We start from the raw sequence: 20,814 nt of genomic DNA, 5'->3' as shown, positions 1-20,814 counted from the left end.
TTCGTCTAGTTGATAACAGCTCTCTTTCAGAGCACCAAGGCGCTCCTCTTCTCAAGGACTTTTTCATGACCGCTTCCTCTACCGCAGAACGCCCGAGCCTGCGCTCCCAGCGCCTGAACCAGATCACCAACGAGCCACACACCAAGCTGGACGCACTGGTCAAGGCACACGCCCCGTTTGAAACCCAAGCCAACTTCGCCCGCTTCGTGGTCGCGCAGTACCTGTTCCAGTCGGAACTGGTGAGCCTCTACAACGATGCCGAACTGATCAAGATCGTGCCGGACCTGGCCGAGCGCTGCCGCGCCGAAGCCGCCAAGCTGGACCTGGGCGACCTGGACACAGACGTGCCGGCGCCGGTCGCCGGTGCGGTGAAGAACCCGAGCAAGGCCGAAGCCCTGGGCTGGCTGTTCGTGTCCGAAGGCTCCAAGCTGGGTGCTGCGTTCCTGATCAAGCGCGCCGTGGGCCTGGGCCTGAGCGAAACCTTCGGTGCACGCCACCTGGGTGAGCCGGCCGGCGGTCGTGCCGAAGGTTGGAAAAGCTTTACTCGTACCCTGGACGGCCTGGAATTCAGCGCCGAAGAGGAAGCCGCAGTGGAAAAAGGTGCGATCGACGCGTTTGTGCGCTTCACCGTGTTGCTGGAACAGGCGTACGCTAGCGCCCCTGAACTGGCCTGACTCGAACCCCCTCGGTAGGAACAGGCTTGCCGGCGATAGCAACTTCACGGACGCCATCGCCAGCAAGCCAGTTCCTACAGAGTAAGCAACCCTTTCCTTCTGCAAATTGCTTCCCATGACCGGCAAAACCCAATCCACCTCGAAAATCGCACAGATCCTTTTCGGCCTGCTGGCCTACGTCAGCCTGGGCATCGGATTGGTGGCGATTGTCATACCGGGCTTGCCGACCACCGAGTTCATCCTGCTGGCCGCGTGGGCCGCGACCAAAAGCTCGCCGCGCCTGAGCGCCTGGCTGGAAAACCACCGCCTGTTCGGCCCGATCCTGTTCAACTGGCGCAACGGCAAGATCATCGCGCGTCGAGCCAAGGTCAGCGCCACGGTGAGCATGCTGCTGTGCGCCATCCTGATGCTGGTGATGCTCGATCATGGCTGGCCGATCTACCTGGCCATTGCCGGCATGAGCCTGGGCAACCTGTGGATCTGGTCACGCCCTGAACGGCTTGCGGAGCCCGCGTAACACTGGCTGTAGCCGTTTTCCTACCGCTCATCGCCTGCTTCTCATGAAATGATTTGTTACGCCGATGTTCCAGACATAGCGCTGAATGGACTTGGCCTGCACTGCGTGCCATCCAACAAGTCCATTCGCGAGTGAGCTATGTTCAACACCCTCTCCATCCGCCTGAAAATCGTGCTGTTGTCCGGCCTTTGCCTGTTGGGGGTGATTGCGCTGGTCGTCAGCATCAACCTCTACAACACCGCTCAGAATGATCAGTTGGTCAGCGATTCCAGCTCGCACATGCTCACCGCCAGTGTCGAACAACTGTTGCAGGCCAAGGCCGCCGAGCAAGCCGTGCAATTGCAGAAAACCTTCGGCGACAGCCTGGTCGCCGTGGTCGCCCTCGGCGACCAGATCAAAGACCTGCGCACTTTGGCAGCCAAGCGCGACCTCGCGCCCGGCGCCTTGCGCGAAGAACTCAACCAGAGCCTGAAAACCGCCTTCGAACGCAATGACAAGGTGCTGGGTATCTGGCTGTCGTTCGAACCCAATGGGCTGGATGGCAAGGACAGCGAATTCGTCGACGACAAGGCACGCGCCTCCAACGAAAAAGGCCGCTTCTCCAGTTACTGGAGCCGCGCCGGTGGCGAAGGCTTGAACACCATCATGGTCGAGGACGACCTGACCAAGACCACCCTCAACCTCAGCGGCACGCCCTACAACATCTGGTACACCTGCCCACGGGATACCCGCCGTATTTGCCTGCTCGACCCGTACGAAGATACGGTGGCCGGCAAACCGGTGCTGATGACCACCCTTTCCCTGCCACTGCTGGTGGACGGCAAAGTCATCGGCGTGGTCGGCATCGACATCGCCCTCACCGCCCTGCAAGCGGCCACCGATGCGGCACAGAAAGACTTGTTCAACAGTGCCGCGCACCTGGAGATTCTCGCCAGCAGCGGCTTGATCGCGGCCTACAGCGGTGAACCGGCCAAAGTCGGGAAAAACCTGATCGATACCCTCGGTGCCGAAGGCAAGGAAATCGTGCAACTGCTGGCCAGTGACACCCGCATGATCCGCGCGCAGGACGACACGATTCGCGCGGTGTACCCGGTCAAGCCGATTGCCGATGCCAAGTCCTGGGGCGTCGTGATCAAGCTGCCCAAGGACGTGATGCTGGCCGACACCGTGAAGCTGCAGGCGCTGCTCGACAAGGCTCAGGCCTCGGGCACCTTGAAGGCGCTGCTGGTAGGCGCCGCCGCCGGCTTGCTGGGCCTGCTGCTGATCTGGCTGACGGCCACCGGTGTGACCCGGCCGATCAACGGCGTGGCCGCGATGCTCAAGGACATCGCCAGTGGTGACGGCGACCTCACCCAGCGCCTGGCCTACGCCAAGCACGATGAACTGGGCGAGTTGGTGAACTGGTTCAACCGCTTCCTCGACAAGTTGCAACCGACCATTGCGCAGATCAAGCAAAGCATCACCGAGGCGCGTGGTACCGCTGACCAATCCTCGGCCATCGCGCGCCAGACCAGCGAAGGCATGCAGGTGCAATTCCGCGAAATCGACCAGGTCGCCACCGCCTCCAACGAGATGAGCGCCACCGCCCATGACGTTGCCAACAGTGCATCGAATGCCGCCAGCGCGGCACGCGGCGCCGATCAGTCGGCGCGTGAAGGCATGTCGATCATCGAGCAGAGCACCCGCGACATCACCACCCTCGCCGAGGAAGTCAGCAAGGCCGTGGGTGAAGTCGAAGCCCTGGCCGTCAACAGCGAGCAGATCGGTTCAGTGCTGGAAGTGATCCGCAGCATCGCCGAACAGACCAACCTGCTGGCCCTCAATGCGGCAATCGAAGCGGCCCGGGCCGGCGAAAGCGGGCGCGGCTTTGCGGTCGTCACCGACGAAGTGCGCAACCTGGCCAAGCGTACCCAGGACTCCGTGGAGGAAATCCGCCTGGTGATCGAACGGATCCAGAGCGGCACCCGCGGCGTGGTGGCGACCATGCACTCCAGCCAGCACCAAGCCCAGAGCAATGCCGGGCAGATTCATCAGGCAGTGCAAGCCTTGGGCAAGATCAGCGATGCCGTGACGGTAATCAGCGACATGAACCTGCAGATCGCCAGCGCCGCCGAGCAACAGAGCGCCGTGGCCGAAGAGGTCAATCGCAACGTCTCGGCGATTCGCGGCGTGACCGAAACCCTCACCGGCCAGGCCACCGAGTCGGCGGCCATCAGCAGCCAACTCAATGCATTGGCCAGCCAGCAGATGAAACTCATGGATCAGTTCAAGGTGTAAGACACACCAACGGTCAAATGTGGGAGGGGGCTTGCCCCCGATAGCGGTGTGTCAGCTACAGATAAGTAGACTGACACTCAGTCATCGGGGGCAAGTCCCCTCCCACATTTTGACCGCCTACTGCTTAGAGACCCGTCCAGGCCTGCACAAACGCCGCCACATCTTCCTTCGGCGCCGTACGCGGTGGGTTCTGCGGTGTCCCCAAATAAAGGAAGCCAATCACTTCCTCATCCGCCGTCAGCCCCAGGCCTTTGGCGACATGAGCCGAGTAGGACAGTTCACCCGTGCGCCACACCGCACCAATCCCCTGGGCATAGGCCGCCAGCAGAATACCGTGGGCCGCGCAGGCGGCTGCCAACAGCTGTTCGGACTTGGGCACCTTGAAGTGTTCCTGCAGGCGGGCAATCACCACCACCACCAGCGGCGCGCGCAACGGGCCGTTCTGGGCCTTGTCGATGACCGCTTGCGCAGCGTCGGGGTCTTGCAGGCGCGCGGCTTCGGCCAGCAGGGTGCCCATCTGCTCACGGGCGGCACCCTCTACGGTGAGGAACCGCCAAGGGCGCAGTTGACCATGGTCGGGCGCGCGCATGGCCGCGGCGAACAGCACATCACGCTGCTCCTGGGTCGGTGCCGGTTCCAGTAGACGCGGCACGGAAACACGGTTGAGCAAAGCGTCGAGAGCCTGCATTGGCCACCTCCAGAAAAAAATGTGCGGTCATTCTAGCGGGAATGAATCGGATTCGAGCAAACGATAATTGCTCTTATTCATTGCGCCCTGCCCTGTTAGACTTTGCGCCCATATTTTCAGCCTTCGTTCAGGAAACCTGATGTTCGGTTCGCTTTTTCGCCTGTCCGCAGCAGTGATGGCTTTAAGCCTGACTGCCTGCGATGACGCCCCACGTTTCACCCAGGCAGAGCCTGGTGAAGCGCGTGCCGGCGGCGCGACGACGGTGAACAAGCGCGACCAGAACGCGTTCTCCCTGCCATCGGCCAACCTGTCGCCCACGCGCCGCCTGGACTTCAGCGTCGGCAACAGCTTCTTTCGCAGCCCGTGGGTCATCGCGCCGTCCACCACCACCGCACGCGATGGCCTGGGTCCGCTGTTCAATACCAACGCCTGCCAGAACTGCCATATCAAGGACGGCCGTGGCCACCCGCCGCTGCCCGACGCGGCCAATGCGGTGTCGATGCTGGTGCGCCTGTCGATCCCCCTGTCTATCCAGGAGCAGCCGTCCTACGCCAAGCTCATCGAGCAGGTCGGCGTGGTGCCCGAGCCGGTGTATGGCGGGCAGCTGCAGGACATGGCCGTGCCGGGCGTCGCACCGGAAGGCAAGGTGCGCGTCGACTACACGCCGGTCAAGGTGACCTTCAAGGACGGCAGCGTGGTCGAGTTGCGCAAACCGGACCTGCAGATCACCCAGCTCGGCTATGGCCCGATGCATCCGGACACACTTTTCTCCGCGCGCATCGCCCCGCCGATGATTGGCCTGGGCCTGCTCGAAGCCATCACCGACGCCGATATCCTGCGCAACACCGACCCGAAGACCGCCGACAAAGAAGCCATCGTCGGCCGCGCCAATTGGGTCTGGGACGACGCCGAACAAAAAACCGTGCTCGGGCGCTTTGGCTGGAAAGCCGGGCAACCCAACCTCAATCAACAAAATGTTCACGCGTTTTCTGGTGATATGGGCCTCACCACGTCTTTGAGACCCTTTGATGACTGCACCGATGCGCAAGTCGCCTGCAAACAGGCGCCCAACGGCAATGGCGCCGATGGCGAGCAGGAAGTCAGCGACAACATCCTGCGCCTGGTGCTGTTCTACACGCGCAACCTTGCCGTGCCGGCACGCCGCGACGTCAACGCGCCGCAGGTGCTGGCCGGGAAAAACCTGTTCTACCAGGCCGGCTGCCAGGGCTGTCACAAGCCATCATTCACCACGCCAGCCACGGCGGCCGAACCTGAGTTGGCCAACCAGGTGATCCGTCCCTACAGCGACCTGCTGTTGCACGACATGGGCGAAGGCCTGGCCGACAACCGCAGCGAATTCAAGGCCGGTGGCCGCGACTGGCGCACAGCGCCGTTGTGGGGCATCGGCCTGACGCAGACCGTCAGTGGCCACACCCAGTTCCTGCATGACGGCCGCGCCCGCAACCTGCTCGAAGCCGTGCTGTGGCACGGCGGTGAAGCGCAAGCGGCGCAGCAGCATGTGTTGTCCTTCAATGCCGAGCAGCGCGCTGCGTTGCTGGCGTTCCTGAATTCTTTATAAGCTTCGCCCCAATTACAGAAGGGAGCTCGACATGTTTCGTCCCAAGTTGTTGTTCACCAGCCTGGCCGCCCTCGCCCTCGGCGCCTGCTCGCCCCAGGATCCACAAGCCGTGACCTCGGCGGCGATCGCCAAGCAAGTGATCCTGCCGACCTACAGCCGCTGGGTTGAAGCCGACCGCCAACTGGCCGTCAGCGCCCTGGCCTACTGCCAGGGCAAGGAAAGCCTGGAGACCGCCCGCGCCGACTTCCTCCATGCGCAAAAAGCCTGGGCCGAGTTGCAACCGCTGCTGATCGGCCCACTGGCCGAAGGCAACCGCGCCTGGCAGATCCAGTTCTGGCCGGACAAGAAGAACCTGGTGGGTCGCCAGGTCGAGCAACTGGTCATCGCCCAACCGCAGATCGACGCCGCCGCCCTGGCCAAGTCCAGTGTCGTGGTGCAAGGCCTGTCGGCTTACGAATACATCCTCTATGACGCCAAGACCGACGTCGCCGACGAAGCCCAGAAAGCCCGCTACTGCCCGCTGCTGGTGGCCATTGGCGAACGCCAGAAAGCCCTCGCCGAAGAGATCCTGGCCAGCTGGAACAGCACCGACGGCATGCTCGCGCAGATGACCAAGTTTCCCAACCAGCGCTACGCCGATTCCCACGAAGCGATTGCCGATCTGCTGCGCGTCCAGGTGACCGCCCTGGACACCCTGAAGAAAAAGCTCGGCACGCCGATGGGCCGCCAGACCAAGGGCATCCCGCAGCCGTTCCAGGCCGATGCATGGCGCAGCCAGTCGTCCCTGCAAAGCCTCGAAGCCAGCCTCGCCGCCGCCCAGACCGTGTGGGTTGGCGTCGACAACAAGGGCCTGCGTGGCCTGCTGCCGTCCGAACAGAAGCCGTTGGCCGACAAGATCGACGCCGCCTATGCGGCCTCGCTGAAACTGTTCGCCAGCAACCAGCGCAGCCTCAACGAACTGTTGAACGATGACGCCGGGCGTCAGCAGCTCAACGATATCTACGACAGCCTCAACGTCGTCCACCGCCTGCACGAAGGTGAACTGGCCAAGGCGCTGGGCATCCAACTGGGCTTTAACGCCAACGACGGTGACTGATGATGCTCAGGCGACAGGCTTTGGCGGTTGGCAGCGTGCTGCTCAGTGCTCTCACGCTGGGTGGCTGGACGCTGTTCAAGCAGAAAGACAAGGGCCCGCTGCTGCTGTCGGCGCGCGATGATGCGGACGGCAACCACTATGCCGTGGGTTATCGGCTGGATGGCAAGCCGGTATTTGCCACCCAGGTCGGCCAGCGGTGCCACGACATCATCAACCACCCGACACTGCCGATTGCACTGTTTGTCGCCCGTCGCCCGGGCACCGAGAGCTACCTGATCGACCTGCGTGATGGCACGCTGCTGCAGACCATCACCTCGCATGCCAATCGCCACTTCTATGGCCACGCGGTGATTCACAAGAGCGGCGACTGGCTGTATGCCACCGAGAACGACACCTCCGACCCGGGCCGTGGCCTGCTCGGTGTGTACGCGTTCGAAGGTGAGCGGCTGGTGCACAGTGGCGAAATCTCGACGCACGGTATCGGCCCGCATCAGGTGTCGTGGATGCCCGACGGCGAGACCCTGGTGGTGGCCAACGGCGGCATTCGTACCGAAGCCGAAAGCCGCGTGGAGATGAACCTCAATGCGATGGAGCCAAGCCTGGTGCTGATGCACCGCGATGGCAGCCTGATCAGCAAGGAAACCCTCGGCCAACAGATGAACAGCGTGCGCCATATGGGGATCGCCAGCGATGGCACGATCCTCACCGGCCAGCAGTTCATGGGCGCGTCCCAGGAGCGTTCCGAGCTGCTGGCGATCAAGCGTCCGGGGCAGCCGTTCGTGGCGTTCCCGGTGGCCGATGAGCAGTTACAGGCGATGGGGCATTACACCGCCAGTGTCGCGGTGCACAGCGAATTGCGCCTGGTGGCGTTGACCGCACCACGGGGCAACCGCTTCTTCATCTGGGACATGGACAGCGCCGAGCTGCGCCTGGATGGGCCGTTGCCCGACTGCGCCGGGGTCGGCGCGGTGGCGGATGGGTTTATCGTTACCTCAGGCCAGGGCCGTTGCCGGTTCTACGATTGCCGGCAGAAACAGCTGGTTGCCAAACCGCTGGAATTGCCGGCGGGGCTTTGGGATAACCATCTGCACCTGATTTGAAGCAAAAAAAAGGGCCTCGCATCGCAAGGCCCTGTTTCGGGGGTTTGAATCGTTTCAACTCTGCGGCCTCATCCCTTGAGACATCCCAAACATGAACAACAGCAACTCATGATCAGGCTTGACCGCCACACTCGCCTTGGCGACGCGCGGCAACAGGCATTGCCCGCCACCTTGCACCGCGCTGAGTACTTGTGTGCGAGGCTGTTCCCACGCTGCCAGGGCCAGGGCTGCAACGCCCATCGCCCCAACCAGGAACAGACCTCGTGCTATTTCTAGCTTCATCTGGTTAAACCCTTGATAGCGCTGCCAAACGCCGTCTCATAAAAGTAGCTGAGTTTTTCCCAGTCTGTACTGTTCCACGACGAATGGCGGCGCAGTTGCAGCATGTCATGGGAAGCCGCGCGATAAGCGGTCAGGCGCTGGCGGCATTTCTCGAAATCCAGCAGTGCCACTTCCACATTGGCCGAGTCGCCTTCACCGGTCACGCGCACGAAAATGTGCTTGATGTACAGGCAACCATGCTGCCAGCGCCCTTTGTGCATACGCGCCAGGGTGCCAGCCAATTCCTTGAGCAGGCGCTCGTGGACCAACTCGCCATACTGTTCGCGACCACCGGCGGCGTACCAGTTTTCAATCTCGTCGAAGCCTTCCAGGGCGGCCGTGACCAGCAATGCCTTCCAACGGTGCTCGGGGTCGCGACGTGCTTCGCAAAAGACCATTTCCGGCACGCGTACATCCAACAGGCGCAGGCCCTTGAGTGCATCCCGCTCGCGAAGCACGGTGGGGCGTCCGAAGGGGTGCAGCCAGCTGCGGTAGATGTGTCCGGTCTGGCGCTTGCTGTAGAGCAAACGGCCATTCGCACTCGTTACTCGCTGCACACCACTTTCACCACCACGCCGACGATTGGGTTCCTCGACCCACTCGCCCTGCTGGCGCCAGAAATAATCGAAGCGTTCTTCGGGCGCTACATCACTGCCTGCTACGCACTCAACTGCCATCCTGTTACCTCTTGCGCAATACATACACTCGCCACATGGCGTAGAGCGGTATGAAGTCCAGGGATTCCTGAACACGAAAACCGGCCTGCTCAAACTCTGCTTCAACAGTAGCAGCCGGTAACACAAATCTGTTTTGGTAACCTTCCTGCTCACCTTTTTCGCGACGCTGTCCTTCGAGACGCTTGCGTTTCCACGCTTTGAAATTGCCATCGACCCACAGCGAAATAATCACGCTGTCGCGGGTAACGCGTTGAAACTCCCGCAGTATCGCCAGCCGATGCGCCGGATCACCAATGTGGTGCAGCAGGCGCATACAGAAAATGCTGTCGACCGAGTTGTCCGGCAAATCAATATCAAAAGCAGACGTCTGCAAGGGCCGTACCCGTTTCACCACATCCGCCGGCTGGGCGACCGTCGCCACCTTCAACATCGAGGCCGAATTGTCGGCACCGATGATCACGCGATTGGGTTTTTCAGCCAGCAGCGGCCAGAAACGTCCGGCACCGCACGGCAGGTCCAGCACCAGGCCAGGCTCACCGGCCATCGCCAGTGCGCCACGGGCCAATTGCTCGTCGCGTTTGTGGGACAACCGGCGAGCCAAATTGTCCTGATGCTTGAGCAAATATTCGTGGGCGTGCTGATCGTCGTACTTTTCGGAAAATTCGAGCTTGATCGGGGTAGACATCAACGGATCTCCAGTTGCTGATGCCTACAACCTTATTCAGCGAGCTGTGATCACCAGGTCAACCCGTTGTGAAAAACTTGTCCTGTCCAATCTCATACATTTCAAGACTTTACAGACACAAGCAATAGCATGGGGCCACCTTCGCCGAAGTACGGGGTACTTCGGCAGGATAGCGGCAGGGGATGGGATCAGGGTTTGACCTGACTCAATTCGACATGAAAGCGGCAGCCATTCGGCTCCATGGTACTCAGGCTGACGCTCCAGCCCTGGTTCTCGCAGATGCGCTGCACCAGCGACAGACCCAGGCCCAGGCCATCGCCGCGCTTTTCGTTGCCGCGCACAAAAGGCTCGAACATGGCTTCGCGCTTGTCTTCAGGGATGCCCACGCCGGTGTCCTCGACCACGAAGCCACTCGGCTCCAGGGTCAGGCGGATGAACCCCTGCTCGGTGTAGTGCAAGGCATTGCGCAGCAGGTTGCCCATCACCGCATGCAGGAAGGTGGCGTTGTAGCGCGTGTCCAGCGGGTTGCCGCGCTGGTAGATCAATTCCAGGCCCTTGCGCTCGATGGGTTCGCGCCAGATACCGAGCAAGTCGTCGGCGACCTGCTCCAGGCTGACCTGCGGCGACATGGTGCCATCGTCATGTTCGGCACGGGCCAGCATCAGGAAGGTCTGCACCAGTTCGCGCATTTCCTCACAGGCTCGGGCGATGCGCTCAACCTGGTTGCGCCCGCGCTGATCGATGGCCGGGTTTTCCAGCAACAATTCGCAAGAACTGGCCAGCACCATCAAGGGCGTGCGCAATTCGTGACTGACATCGCTGGTAAACAACTGTTCGCGGGACAACGCCTGGCGCAGACGCCCCAGGGTGGCATCGAAGGCCACGGCCAACTCACCGACTTCATCGGCTGCGTAGTCCGGCGCCAGCGGCGGCGCCAGACCGAGTAACTGATCGCGATGTCGCACCTGGCGGGCCAGGCGCACCACCGGCGCCATCACCTTGCGGGCCAGCACCCAGCCGAGGAATACCGCCAGCGCCAGGCTGAGCACGAAGCCCACCAGCACCACCGCAAACAATACGCGCTCACGCTCTTCGAAATCGCTCTGATCCTGCAGCAACACATAGCGCCGGCCATCGACCACTTCGACCATGGCGTGGTACGACAGCGCCTCACGAAACACCTCGTGAAAGCCCGGTTCCAGATGCCGCAGGTCCTTGGGCAATTCGAAATCGCCCGGCCCGCCGCTGAAGTAAAACAGCTGGTCCGGTTCGGGTCGGTGCCGCCAATCTTCGACAGTGTCCATCAGCAACAGGCGTTGCAAGTCACCGCCGAGGCCTGCCGAAATCAACTTCTCTTCTACCAGGTGCACCGTCGCGACGATGCCCATGGCGAAGGCTCCCGCCACCAACGCGCTCATCAAGGCAAAGGCGATGATGATCCGCTGCGCAAGGCTTTGCTTAAACTCCATCTCGGCCCTCGGCCAGGCGATAGCCCACACCATGCACCGTCTGCAGCAACGGCTTGGCGAACGGCTTATCGATCACTTGGCGCAACTGGTGCACGTGGCTGCGCAGGCTGTCGCTGTCCGGGCAATCATCGCCCCACAGCGCCTCTTCGAGGATTTCCCGGCGCAGTACATGCGGGCTCTTCTGCATCAGTACCGCGAGCAGTTTCAGGCCCACCGGGTTGAGCTTGAGCAGGCGCCCTTCGCGGGTCACCTCAAGGGTGTCGAGGTCGTAGCTCAGGTCACCCACTTGCAGGGCACGGCGACCGCCACCCTGGGCACGGCGCAGCACGGCTTCGATGCGCGCGGCCAATTCCGACAGGGCAAACGGCTTGAGCAGGTAGTCATCGGCGCCGGACTTGAAGCCCTGCAGCCGGTCATCCAACTGGTCGCGGGCGGTGAGCATGATCACCGGCGTGTCGCGACGCGCGTCTTCACGCAGGCGTTTGCACAAGGTGTAGCCATCAATGCCGGGCAGCATGATGTCGAGCACGATCAAGTCGTAATGTTCGGTGGCGGCCAGGTGCAGGCCCGACAGACCGTCCTGCGCGCAGTCGACTGTATAGCCTTTTAGCCCCAGGTAATCCGCCAGGTTGGCCAGAATATCGCGGTTGTCTTCAACCAATAAAATTCGCATGGGCAGTGTCTCCGTACGCGGTAACGGCCGTGTTGGCTCGCGCAGCTTAAGGCCAAGTGTGGCTCAGGGATAGAGCTGAAAGGCCCGTCGATAAAGGTTTTCAACTGATTGATAGGCCGAACGAGTTTTTCACTATAGCTTCACAAATTGACTACGGTGTCAGGGCGAAGATCGCCCCCCATTGATATAAGGAACATAGACATGGGTTTTGTCAAAACAGCGCCAATGCGCTATTTGCTGTTGATAACCGGTGCCTGGCTAGTGGTATTCCTGCTCACGCGCAGCGTGCTGCTCATCGCTCACCTGGATGAAGTCGGCGGCAATCTGCTGCCGGTGTTTGGCGTGGGCCTGCTCTACGACCTGGGGTTTTTGGCCTATGCGGCACTGCCGTTGGGGCTGTATCTGCTGCTGTGCCCACCGGCCCTGTGGCGCCGCCGCGGCCACCGCTGGTTCCTGCAGGCGGTGCTCACCGTCAGCCTGTTTGCCATGCTGTTCACGTCGGCGGCCGAGTGGCTGTTCTGGGATGAGTTCGGCGTGCGCTTCAACTTCATTGCCGTCGATTACCTGGTGTATTCCGATGAGGTGTTGAACAACCTGTTGGAGTCCTATCCGATCGGCAAACTGCTGAGCCTGCTGGCGATGCTCGCGATTGTCTTCAGCGTGGTGTTGCGCAAGCCGTTCAATGCCGCAATGAACGCGCCGCTGCCTGCGCTGCGTAGCCGTGTGGTGAATGCCTTGGCGCTGCTGGTTGTCGCCGGCCTCAGCCTGCAACTGATCAGCCAGGACAGCCCACGCACCCAGGGCGGCAACGCGTACAAGAACGAGCTGGCGAGCAATGGCCCGTACCAGTTTTTCGCCGCCTTCCGCAATAACGAGCTGGACTATTCACAGTTCTACCAAAGCCTGCCCACCGAGGTGGTCGCCAAACAGTTGCGCGCGGAACTGAGTGAGCCCAACGCGCGCTTCATCGATCAGGACCCGCTGGATATCCGGCGCGCGATCACCAATCCTGGAACACCGCGCAAACCCAACATCGTGCTGGTGACCATCGAAAGTTTCAGCGCCAAATACATGGGCAGCAATGGCGATGGGCGCAACCTCACGCCCAACCTCGATGCGTTGCGTAAACAGAGCCTGTACTTCAGTAACTTCTATGCCACCGGCACCCGTACCGACCGTGGCCTGGAGGCGATCACCCTGGCGATTCCCCCCACGCCGGGCCGCTCGATCGTCAAGCGCATCGGCCGGGAAAGCGGCTTTGCCAGCCTCGGGCAACAACTCAGTGCGATTGGCTACGACAGTGTGTTTGTCTACGGCGGGCGGGGTTACTTCGACAACATGAACGCGTTTTTCAGCGGCAACGGTTATCGGGTGGTCGACCAGAGCAGCATGCCCGAAGCGGAAATTTCGTTTAAAAATGCCTGGGGCATGGCCGACGAAGACCTTTATCGCCAAACCCTGAAACTGGCCGATGCCGATTACGCCAAGCAGCAACCGTTTTTGCTGCAACTGATGACCACCTCCAACCATCGCCCCTACACCTACCCGGATGGGCGCATCGATATCAAATCCGGCAATGGTCGCGACGGCGCGGTGAAGTACACCGACCATGCCATTGGCGAATTCCTCGAGGCGGCCCGGCAGAAGCCCTGGTTCGATAACACGATCTTTGTGTTCGTCGCCGACCACACGGCCGGCAGCGCCGGCAAGGAAGACCTGCCGATCAGCAACTACCAGATTCCGCTGTTTATCTATGCACCGAAGCTGATCGACGCCCGCGAAACCGCACAACTGGCCAGCCAGATCGACTTGGCGCCGACGCTGCTGGGGCTGATCAACTTGAGCTATGAATCAACCTTCTTTGGCCGCAACCTGTTGCAGGACAATCCACTGCCACCGCGCGTGGTGGTCGGCAACTACCAGCACCTGGGGCTGTTTGATGGCCAGGACCTGGCGATTCTCAGCCCGCGCCTGGGTTTGCGTCGTCACTATCAAGCCTTGGCGGCGAGCCAGGAAGTCCGGGTGGGCAGTGATGATCCATTGATCCAACGGGCGATCACCTATTATCAGGCCGCCAGTTATGGGTTCAAGCAGCAATTGCTGAGCTGGAAGCCGCCGAAGCCAGCGGCGCCACAGTTGAGCGAACGCTGACCCCGCAGAAGCGGGCTGGCCCGCGATAGCAGTGTGACTGGCACACCTCTCGTCGCGGCCAAGCCCTCTCTCACCAGCAAGCATGGATCCGGACAATCCTGCTCCCATAAAAAAGCCCCGCCTGCATCACTGCAGGCGGGGCTTTTTCAGTACGGGGGTAAAGCTGGCTTACATCATGCCGCCCATGCCACCCATGCCGCCCATGTCTGGCATACCGCCGCCAGCCGAGCCTTCAGCCTTCGGCTTGTCAGCAATCGCAACTTCGGTGGTCAGCAGCAGACCAGCGATCGAAGCGGCTGCCTGCAACGCGGAACGGGTCACTTTGGTTGGGTCCAGGATGCCCATTTCCACCATGTCGCCGTATTCGCTGGTTGCAGCGTTGTAACCGTAGTTACCTTTGCCGTTCTTCACTTCGTTGACCACAACACTTGGCTCGTCGCCGCTGTTGGAAGCGATCTGACGCAGTGGGGATTCAACGGCGCGACGCAGAACAGCGATACCGACGTTCTGATCAGCATTGTCGCCTTTGAGGTCAACCAGCGCTTCCAGAGCACGGATCAGCGCAACGCCACCGCCAGGTACCACGCCTTCTTCGACGGCTGCGCGGGTTGCGTGCAGGGCGTCTTCAACGCGGGCTTTCTTCTCTTTCATTTCAACTTCGGAACCAGCGCCAACCTTGATCACTGCAACGCCGCCGGACAGCTTGGCCAGACGCTCTTGCAGTTTTTCGCGGTCGTAGTCCGAGGAAGTTTCGGCAACCTGGGCGCGGATCTGGGTGATACGCGACTGGATGTCGCCGTCAACGCCAGCACCGTCAACGATGATGGTGTTTTCCTTGGAGATGGTCACGCGCTTGGCGCTACCCAGGTTTTCCAGGGTGGCGCTTTCCAGGCTCAGGCCGATCTCTTCGGAGATAACGGTACCGCCGGTCAATACGGCGATGTCCTGCAGCATGGCCTTGCGACGGTCGCCGAAGCCTGGAGCCTTGACGGCTGCGACTTTAACGATGCCACGCATGTTGTTCACAACCAGCGTTGCCAGGGCTTCGCCTTCAACGTCTTCGGAAACGATCAGCAGTGGGCGGCCGGCTTTGGCAACGGCTTCCAGTACTGGCAGCATTTCGCGGATGTTGGAGATCTTTTTGTCGACCAGCAGGATCAGCGGGCTTTCCAGCTCGGCAACCATGGTTTCTGGCTTGTTGACGAAGTACGGGGACAGGTAGCCACGGTCGAACTGCATGCCTTCTACAACCGACAGTTCGTTTTCCAGGCCAGTGCCTTCTTCAACGGTGATCACGCCTTCTTTACCGACTTTTTCCATGGCTTCGGCAATGATGTCGCCGATGGAGCTGTCGGAGTTGGCGGAGATGGTGCCTACCTGAGCGATAGCCTTGGTGTCAGCGCATGGCTTGGACAGGTTTTTCAGCTCGGCAACAACGGCGATGGTGGCCTTGTCGATACCGCGCTTGAGGTCCATCGGGTTCATGCCGGCAGCGACGGCTTTCAGGCCTTCGTTGACGATCGACTGAGCCAGGACGGTAGCGGTGGTGGTGCCGTCGCCTGCGTCATCGTTGGCACGGGAGGCAACGTCTTTGACCAGCTGCGCGCCCATGTTTTCGAAACGGTCTTCGAGTTCGATTTCTTTGGCGACGGAAACGCCGTCCTTGGTGATGGTCGGAGCGCCGAAGCTCTTCTCGATGATCACGTTACGGCCTTTCGGGCCCAGGGTCGCTTTTACTGCGTCAGCCAGGATGTTGACACCGGTGAGCATTTTCTTACGGGCGGAATCGCCGAATTTAACTTCTTTAGCAGCCATGATCGATATTCCTTAAATTCTTTGGAGTAACGGAAAAATGAGCGGGAAAATCAGCCTTCCAGTACAGCGAGAATCTCGTTCTCAGCCATTACCAGCAGGTCTTCGCCGTCAATTTTCACAGTGTTGCTGCCGGAGTAAGGGCCGAATACAACCTTGTCACCGACTTTAACGGCCAGCGCACGCACTTCACCGTTTTCCAGAGTCTTGCCTGGGCCTGCAGCGACGATCACACCGTGGTTGGCTTTTTCAGCAGCCGAACCTGGCAGAACGATACCGCCAGCGGTTTTCTTTTCTTCTTCGCTGCGACGGATAACGACGCGGTCGTGCAGAGGACGAAGCTTGCTCATTGTCGATCTCTCCTAATTGTGTTTTTCATCGGCCGGTATCGGTACCGGCGGGTTGTATTCCGGCTGTGCCGGTCGCGCCTCGCCAAGCAAGACGCGGAAGTCTGTCTGGTGTCGCCACCAGAAACCTTGCGGTGACCGTTACATAAGGGCGCATAAGGTTATTACAAGGGCCCGGGCAGGAAATTTTTTGCATCTGCCCGCCTATAAATGCAACACGGCACCCGAAGGTGCCGTGGCAATGAAGCGGTTATTTACTGTCGCGGTGCTCGAACTCGCCTTCGATCACATCACCTTCGCGCCCCAGGGGTTGGCGCGGAGCCGGGCCACCACGAGGTTGCAGGTCATCGGCGAATGCACGCTGGCGAATCGCAGCTTCTTCGGCACGCTGGCGCATCTTGCCGGCCAGCAGCTTGCGGGTGACCGGCAGCAACATGACCAGGCCGACCACGTCGCTGATAAAGCCCGGCAGGATCAACAGGCCGCCCGCCAGAGCCATCATCAGGCCTTCGAGCATGGTCTGGGCCGGCAACTCGCCGCGGTTCAGGCTTTCACGCGCACGCAGTGCCGTGGCCAGGCCGGCGACACGCAGCACCAGAACGCCGAGCATCGAGCCGAGAATAATCAGCAGCAGCGCCGGGAAAAAGCCGATTGCACTGCTGACTTGTACGAATACGAACAGCTCCAACACCGGGAACAGCAGAAAGAGCAACAAAAAAGGGCGCATCAAATGGTTCCTCAACGCAAGAATGCCTTGCTAGTCCACCTTAGATGACGTCGCCATTTCGTGAATTCAAGCGTCAGCGCTGGCTTTTTTCGGCCAGACCTCGGCATGGGCCAATGAAACCAGGGCTTCGCGTACTTGTGTCGGCGTGTTGCAAGACGTTGCGAAAGGCAACCAGTGCAGCGATTGGCCAATACGCAGGTGCATGCCTTCGCTGTCGATACCGGCCAATTGCGCAGGCTCGAAGGTGGGCAAGCCGGTCAGGGCGACGTAGTGGGCGATGGCCTTGGTGTGATCGCTGTTCATGTGCTCGATCATGCTGCGCTCGGCCTTGCCCGCGAACGGATTGGCCAGGGTCAGCTGGTCGACCCAATGAATCGCGCCAAAGCCACCTATATAACGATGGCGCACCGGCTTGAGCACCCAGAAGTCGAAATCGTGGGCCTTGTGATAGTTGGCCGAATCGGGGAAGTAGCGGTAATAACGTTCGGCGGCCGCCTCGATGGCAGCGCCGTCTTCGAGTTTCTCGGCTTCGGCCAGGTAAGTCAGGCGCCCCACTGCCTGCACATCGTCCGCTTCGCGCTCGCCGACCAGCAGCGAGCACTTGGGGTCTTTTTGCAGGTTATGGGTGTGCTGGGCGATACGGCTGATCAGGATCAGCGGGCGGCCCTGCTCGTCCAGGCAATAGGGCACGACCGAACCGAAGGGAAAGCCAGGCATGGCCTTGGACAATGTGGAGAGAGCCCCACGGTATTCCTTGAGCAACAGCTCTCGGGCGTTCTTGGCAACGTGCGTGCTCAACGTATGACTCCTCGGGTATGCGGCCGCCCATAGCATATGGGAATGGATCTCAACACAAGGTAATCAATATCAGCAAAGGTTGCCAAGCGGGTTTTACGCGGCCGGATTACCAGGCCACGCCGAAGCCTGCGGTGTAGCGGGTCTTGCTCAGGCTGCTTTCCGAGTCGCCGCTGATAATGTCGCGCTCGGCCTTGAGGTTGAGCGAGGCCCACTCGGTGACCTTGTAGCGCAGGCCTATTTCCGAATCCAGGGAATAGGCGGCCGGCCCGGACAGCGGCTTGCCCACCTCGCCGCTGGTGAAGAACTCGACCGTCTTGCCTACCAGGTAGCGGTTGTAGTTCCACTTCATGGCCAGGGAATAGAAGTTGTCCTTGCCGCCATCGGCGTATTCGTAGTCGGTGCGGTTGACCAGCGAACCGAGGGAGAACGCGCCCAACTCGTCGTCCCAGAACTGATAGCCCGGGCCGGTACCGACAGTGCGTTGACGGGACAGGTCTTCAACCTTGTCGCGCTTGTAGGTCAGGCGGCCCTGCCAGAACCAGTGCTCGGTGATGAACCGGTCGAGGTCGTATTCCAGCGCCCAGTTGTCGGTGGTGGTCACGTCGTCCTGGAACTCGCGGTTGTATTCGCCCTGCCCGGTATGGCGCCACTGGCCATGCCGTGCGGTGGTCTTGAAGTCGACATCGTAGTCGTTGGTGTCCTTGTCGGCACGCTTGTAGTCCAGTGCCAGGTCGACATTGCCTTTCCACACCAGGTCTTCGATCACAGGCTTGGGCTTGATGATCTGCTGGATGCTCGCCAATTCGACGGTCTTGGGCGCTTCGCCATTGGCCAGGACCACCTTGCCATCGTCCGCCGCTTTCAGCGACTTGGCCTTCTCGCCGGTGTAGGCATCCTGCTTGACCAGCAGTTCCTGATCGCTCTCCAGGGTTTTCACCTGTTTCCAGTCGACCGGAATGGCGCCTGCGTAATCGGTCTGGATCAGCAATTTGCCACCGTCGAAGACCTTGATCTTGCCGGTCAGGCGGTCACCGTTCTTCAACCAGACGGTATCGGCCAGCAAGGGCGAGGAGGCGCTGAAAACAGCGAGGCACAGCAGGGTTCTGGACAACATAAGCAAGTAAGAGGCTCAAGGTTGGCGAAAAGGGGCACTTATCGTGTTAGATAGCTAGGACTGACTCAAGGATTCAGGTTGAGTTCCATGCTCATCGCCATGTTCTCAGACGTTTCTTACAGATAGACCGCCACTCCCTACGGATAGACCCCAGTGAATCCAACCGCCGAAACGCCGCAAAGCCCCGCCGAAATGCGCCGCACCGCGCTGTACCTGACATTGGCGCAGGTCCCGCCAGGTTGCGTGGTGAGTTACGGCGAGTTGGCGCACTTGGCCGGCCTGGGGCGCGCGGCGCGCTGGGTGGGGCGCACCCTGAGCCAGCTTCCCGAGGACACCAAACTGCCCTGGCATCGTGTGCTGGGTGCCGGTGGTCGGATAAGTCTGCCCGTGGGCAGTGCCTCGGGCGACGAACAACGCGCGCGTTTGCGCGATGAAGGCATCACAGTCCGCAACAATCGCGTGGATATTCAGCGCCATGGCTGGCGCCCGGTAGAGCACAGCGGTTAGAGTGCGCGCTTTGTTTCCGTGAATCTGAGGCAGACTCCAGCCCATGCCCCGTAAAACCTGGCGCGCCGCGCTCGCCGCCTATGCCAGCCCCTCGACGTTAGTCCTGTTGTTGCTCGGCTTTGCCGCCGGCTTGCCTTACATGTTGGTGTTCTCGACGCTTTCGGTGTGGTTGCGTGAGGCCGGTGTGGCCCGCGAGACCATCGGCTATGCGAGCCTGATCGGCCTGGCATACGCCTTCAAATGGGTGTGGTCGCCGCTGCTCGACCAATGGCGCCTGCCGCTGCTCGGTAAACTCGGACGTCGTCGTTCCTGGCTGGTGCTGGCCCAGTCGCTGGTGATCCTCGGATTGATCGGCATGGGGTTCTGCGACCCTCAGAAACACCTGTCCTGGCTGATCGCCATTGCGGTAATCGTCGCCTTTGCCTCGGCGACGCAAGACATCGCAGTCGACGCCTACCGCCTGGAAATCGCCGACGACAGCCGCCAGGCCGCCCTCGCTGCCAGCTATATGTCCGGCTACCGGATCGCCGCCCTGCTGGCCACGGCCGGCGCGCTGTTTTTTGCCGAAGGCTTCGGTTCCACCGGTTTCAACTATAAGCACTCGGCATGGACCGGCACCTATGTGCTGTTCGGCGTGCTGATGATCCCGGCGCTGCTGACCACCCTGTTCATGCGCGAACCCAATGTGCCATTGCGCACCCAGCTGCAGGCAGGGCGCTACAGCTTCGTGCATCAACTGGTGTCGGTGTTCGTACTGATCGTGCTGCTGGTGTCGGTGCCCGCGATGTTTACCCAGCTGTACAACACCGACTTTGCCAGCGTGCTGTTCCACGGCATGAGCCTGTGGGAACTGCTGATGGAAGACCGCGCCTTCCTGCGCGCCATCCTCTATATCACCCTTACCGCCCTGTGCCTCTCGGCCATGGGTCGGCGTGGCCTGGCGCCGGTGCTGACGCCGGTCAATGACTTTATCTTGCGTTACCGCTGGCAGGCATTGCTGCTGCTGGGGCTGATTGCCACCTACCGGATGTCAGACACGGTGATGGGCGTGATGGCCAACGTGTTTTACATCGACCAGGGCTTCACCAAGGACCAGATCGCCGGGGTCAGCAAGATCTTCGGCCTGATCATGACCCTGCTCGGCGCCGGCATGGGCGGCCTGCTGATTGTGCGCTTCGGCATCCTGCCGATCCTGTTCATCGGCGGCGTGGCGTCGGCCGGCACCAACCTGTTGTTCGTGGCACTCGCGGACATGGGCCCGGACCTGCAGATGTTGATTTTCACCATCTCCCTGGACAACTTCAGCTCAGGGCTGGCGACCTCGGCCTTCGTCGCGTACCTGTCGAGCCTGACCAACCTGAAGTTCTCCGCCACACAGTACGCGCTGCTCAGCTCGATCATGCTGTTGCTGCCGCGCCTGATCGGTGGGTACTCGGGGGTGATGGTGGAGAAGTTCGGGTATCACAATTTCTTCTTGATCACCTGCCTGCTGGGTGTGCCGACGCTGTTCCTGATTGCGCTGCACTGGTTTCAGGAGAATCGGCGGATTCGGTTGAATCCTCCGGCCGAGGACTGACACGACCGGTTACTGCAGGGGCTGGC

General features: G+C 60.9%; 20 protein-coding genes. 9 read left to right on the top strand and 11 right to left on the bottom strand.

The window, feature by feature from the left end; all coding sequences use genetic code 11:
- Positions 1-65 precede the first annotated feature (65 nt).
- From NTD80_RS26815 to NTD80_RS26805, 3 genes are all read left to right on the top strand, one after another.
- Complete coding sequence (locus tag NTD80_RS26815) at positions 66-674, top strand: biliverdin-producing heme oxygenase (RefSeq protein WP_065908750.1); 609 nt, start codon at positions 66-68, stop codon at positions 672-674.
- Between the two features lie 115 nt (positions 675-789).
- The gene (locus tag NTD80_RS26810; RefSeq protein WP_065908749.1) at positions 790-1,191 is read left to right on the top strand and encodes a YbaN family protein; all 402 of its coding nucleotides are present in this window, start codon (positions 790-792) and stop codon (positions 1,189-1,191) included.
- A gap of 138 nt (positions 1,192-1,329) precedes the next feature.
- Positions 1,330-3,468 carry a methyl-accepting chemotaxis protein gene (locus NTD80_RS26805; RefSeq protein ID WP_262135527.1) on the top strand — a complete coding sequence of 713 codons (2,139 nt, stop codon included), beginning with the start codon at positions 1,330-1,332 and terminating at the stop codon, positions 3,466-3,468.
- Between the two features lie 124 nt (positions 3,469-3,592).
- On the opposite strand, the gene NTD80_RS26800 is transcribed toward NTD80_RS26805, so the two are convergent.
- Entirely contained in the window at positions 3,593-4,156 is a 564-nt protein-coding gene (locus NTD80_RS26800; RefSeq protein ID WP_262135526.1) for an NAD(P)H nitroreductase, read from the bottom strand.
- A 139-nt stretch (positions 4,157-4,295) separates the two neighbouring features.
- Between NTD80_RS26800 and NTD80_RS26795 the strand changes: the two genes are divergently transcribed.
- The 3 genes from NTD80_RS26795 to NTD80_RS26785 are packed head-to-tail and all read left to right on the top strand — an operon-like array spanning position 4,296 to position 7,931.
- Entirely contained in the window at positions 4,296-5,735 is a 1,440-nt protein-coding gene (locus NTD80_RS26795; RefSeq protein ID WP_262135525.1) for a di-heme oxidoredictase family protein, read from the top strand.
- 31 nt (positions 5,736-5,766) lie between these two features.
- Positions 5,767-6,831, top strand: a complete 1,065-nt coding sequence (locus NTD80_RS26790; protein ID WP_065908742.1) for an imelysin family protein — start codon at positions 5,767-5,769, stop codon at positions 6,829-6,831.
- A gap of 2 nt (positions 6,832-6,833) precedes the next feature.
- Positions 6,834-7,931, top strand: a complete 1,098-nt coding sequence (locus NTD80_RS26785; protein ID WP_262135558.1) for a DUF1513 domain-containing protein — start codon at positions 6,834-6,836, stop codon at positions 7,929-7,931.
- 54 nt (positions 7,932-7,985) lie between these two features.
- On the opposite strand, the gene NTD80_RS26780 is transcribed toward NTD80_RS26785, so the two are convergent.
- The 5 genes from NTD80_RS26780 to colR all read right to left on the bottom strand — a co-directional run bounded on the left by NTD80_RS26780 (position 7,986) and on the right by colR (position 11,756).
- Positions 7,986-8,213 (bottom strand): hypothetical protein, encoded by a 228-nt coding sequence (locus tag NTD80_RS26780; protein WP_065908738.1) that lies wholly within the window; start codon positions 8,211-8,213, stop codon positions 7,986-7,988.
- Positions 8,210-8,929 (bottom strand): lipopolysaccharide kinase InaA family protein, encoded by a 720-nt coding sequence (locus tag NTD80_RS26775; protein WP_262135524.1) that lies wholly within the window; start codon positions 8,927-8,929, stop codon positions 8,210-8,212. The genes NTD80_RS26780 and NTD80_RS26775 overlap by 4 nt, the downstream gene beginning before the upstream one ends.
- A gap of 4 nt (positions 8,930-8,933) precedes the next feature.
- Positions 8,934-9,614 (bottom strand): class I SAM-dependent methyltransferase, encoded by a 681-nt coding sequence (locus tag NTD80_RS26770; RefSeq protein ID WP_065908735.1) that lies wholly within the window; start codon positions 9,612-9,614, stop codon positions 8,934-8,936.
- Between the two features lie 188 nt (positions 9,615-9,802).
- Positions 9,803-11,083, bottom strand: a complete 1,281-nt coding sequence (locus NTD80_RS26765) for a sensor histidine kinase (RefSeq protein WP_065908733.1) — start codon at positions 11,081-11,083, stop codon at positions 9,803-9,805.
- Positions 11,073-11,756, bottom strand: coding sequence for a two-component system response regulator ColR (gene colR, locus NTD80_RS26760; protein ID WP_003175870.1), 684 nt, complete (start codon positions 11,754-11,756; stop codon positions 11,073-11,075). Before colR ends, NTD80_RS26765 begins: the two co-directional genes overlap by 11 nt.
- 201 nt (positions 11,757-11,957) lie before the next feature.
- Between colR and NTD80_RS26755 the strand changes: the two genes are divergently transcribed.
- Positions 11,958-13,907, top strand: a complete 1,950-nt coding sequence (locus NTD80_RS26755) for an LTA synthase family protein (RefSeq protein WP_262135523.1) — start codon at positions 11,958-11,960, stop codon at positions 13,905-13,907.
- Positions 13,908-14,075: 168 nt separating this feature from the next.
- On the opposite strand, the gene groL is transcribed toward NTD80_RS26755, so the two are convergent.
- The 5 genes from groL to NTD80_RS26730 form a co-directional block, all read right to left on the bottom strand.
- Entirely contained in the window at positions 14,076-15,722 is a 1,647-nt protein-coding gene (gene groL, locus NTD80_RS26750) for a chaperonin GroEL (RefSeq protein ID WP_262135522.1), read from the bottom strand.
- A gap of 50 nt (positions 15,723-15,772) precedes the next feature.
- The gene (gene groES, locus NTD80_RS26745) at positions 15,773-16,069 is read right to left on the bottom strand and encodes a co-chaperone GroES (RefSeq protein WP_058414787.1); all 297 of its coding nucleotides are present in this window, start codon (positions 16,067-16,069) and stop codon (positions 15,773-15,775) included.
- A gap of 247 nt (positions 16,070-16,316) precedes the next feature.
- Complete coding sequence (locus NTD80_RS26740; RefSeq protein ID WP_016971150.1) at positions 16,317-16,793, bottom strand: FxsA family protein; 477 nt, start codon at positions 16,791-16,793, stop codon at positions 16,317-16,319.
- Between the two features lie 66 nt (positions 16,794-16,859).
- A complete protein-coding gene (locus NTD80_RS26735) occupies positions 16,860-17,591 on the bottom strand; it encodes a HugZ family protein (RefSeq protein WP_065908730.1) in 732 nt (243 codons plus the stop codon).
- A gap of 106 nt (positions 17,592-17,697) precedes the next feature.
- A complete protein-coding gene (locus NTD80_RS26730) occupies positions 17,698-18,705 on the bottom strand; it encodes a DUF481 domain-containing protein (protein WP_065908728.1) in 1,008 nt (335 codons plus the stop codon).
- A gap of 192 nt (positions 18,706-18,897) precedes the next feature.
- On the opposite strand from NTD80_RS26730, the gene NTD80_RS26725 reads away from it, so the two are divergent.
- Complete coding sequence (locus NTD80_RS26725) at positions 18,898-19,212, top strand: MGMT family protein (RefSeq protein WP_207200899.1); 315 nt, start codon at positions 18,898-18,900, stop codon at positions 19,210-19,212.
- Positions 19,213-19,255: 43 nt separating this feature from the next.
- Complete coding sequence (locus NTD80_RS26720) at positions 19,256-20,788, top strand: AmpG family muropeptide MFS transporter (protein ID WP_065908726.1); 1,533 nt, start codon at positions 19,256-19,258, stop codon at positions 20,786-20,788.
- Positions 20,789-20,814: the final 26 nt, after the last annotated feature.

It is taken from the genome of Pseudomonas sp. 13B_2.1_Bac1 (genome assembly GCF_025466155.1).
In the GTDB taxonomy this organism is placed as follows: domain Bacteria; phylum Pseudomonadota; class Gammaproteobacteria; order Pseudomonadales; family Pseudomonadaceae; genus Aquipseudomonas; species Aquipseudomonas aylmerensis.
The sequence above is the reverse complement of the archived record's forward strand: the minus strand, read 5'-3'. Positions and strand labels throughout refer to the sequence as shown.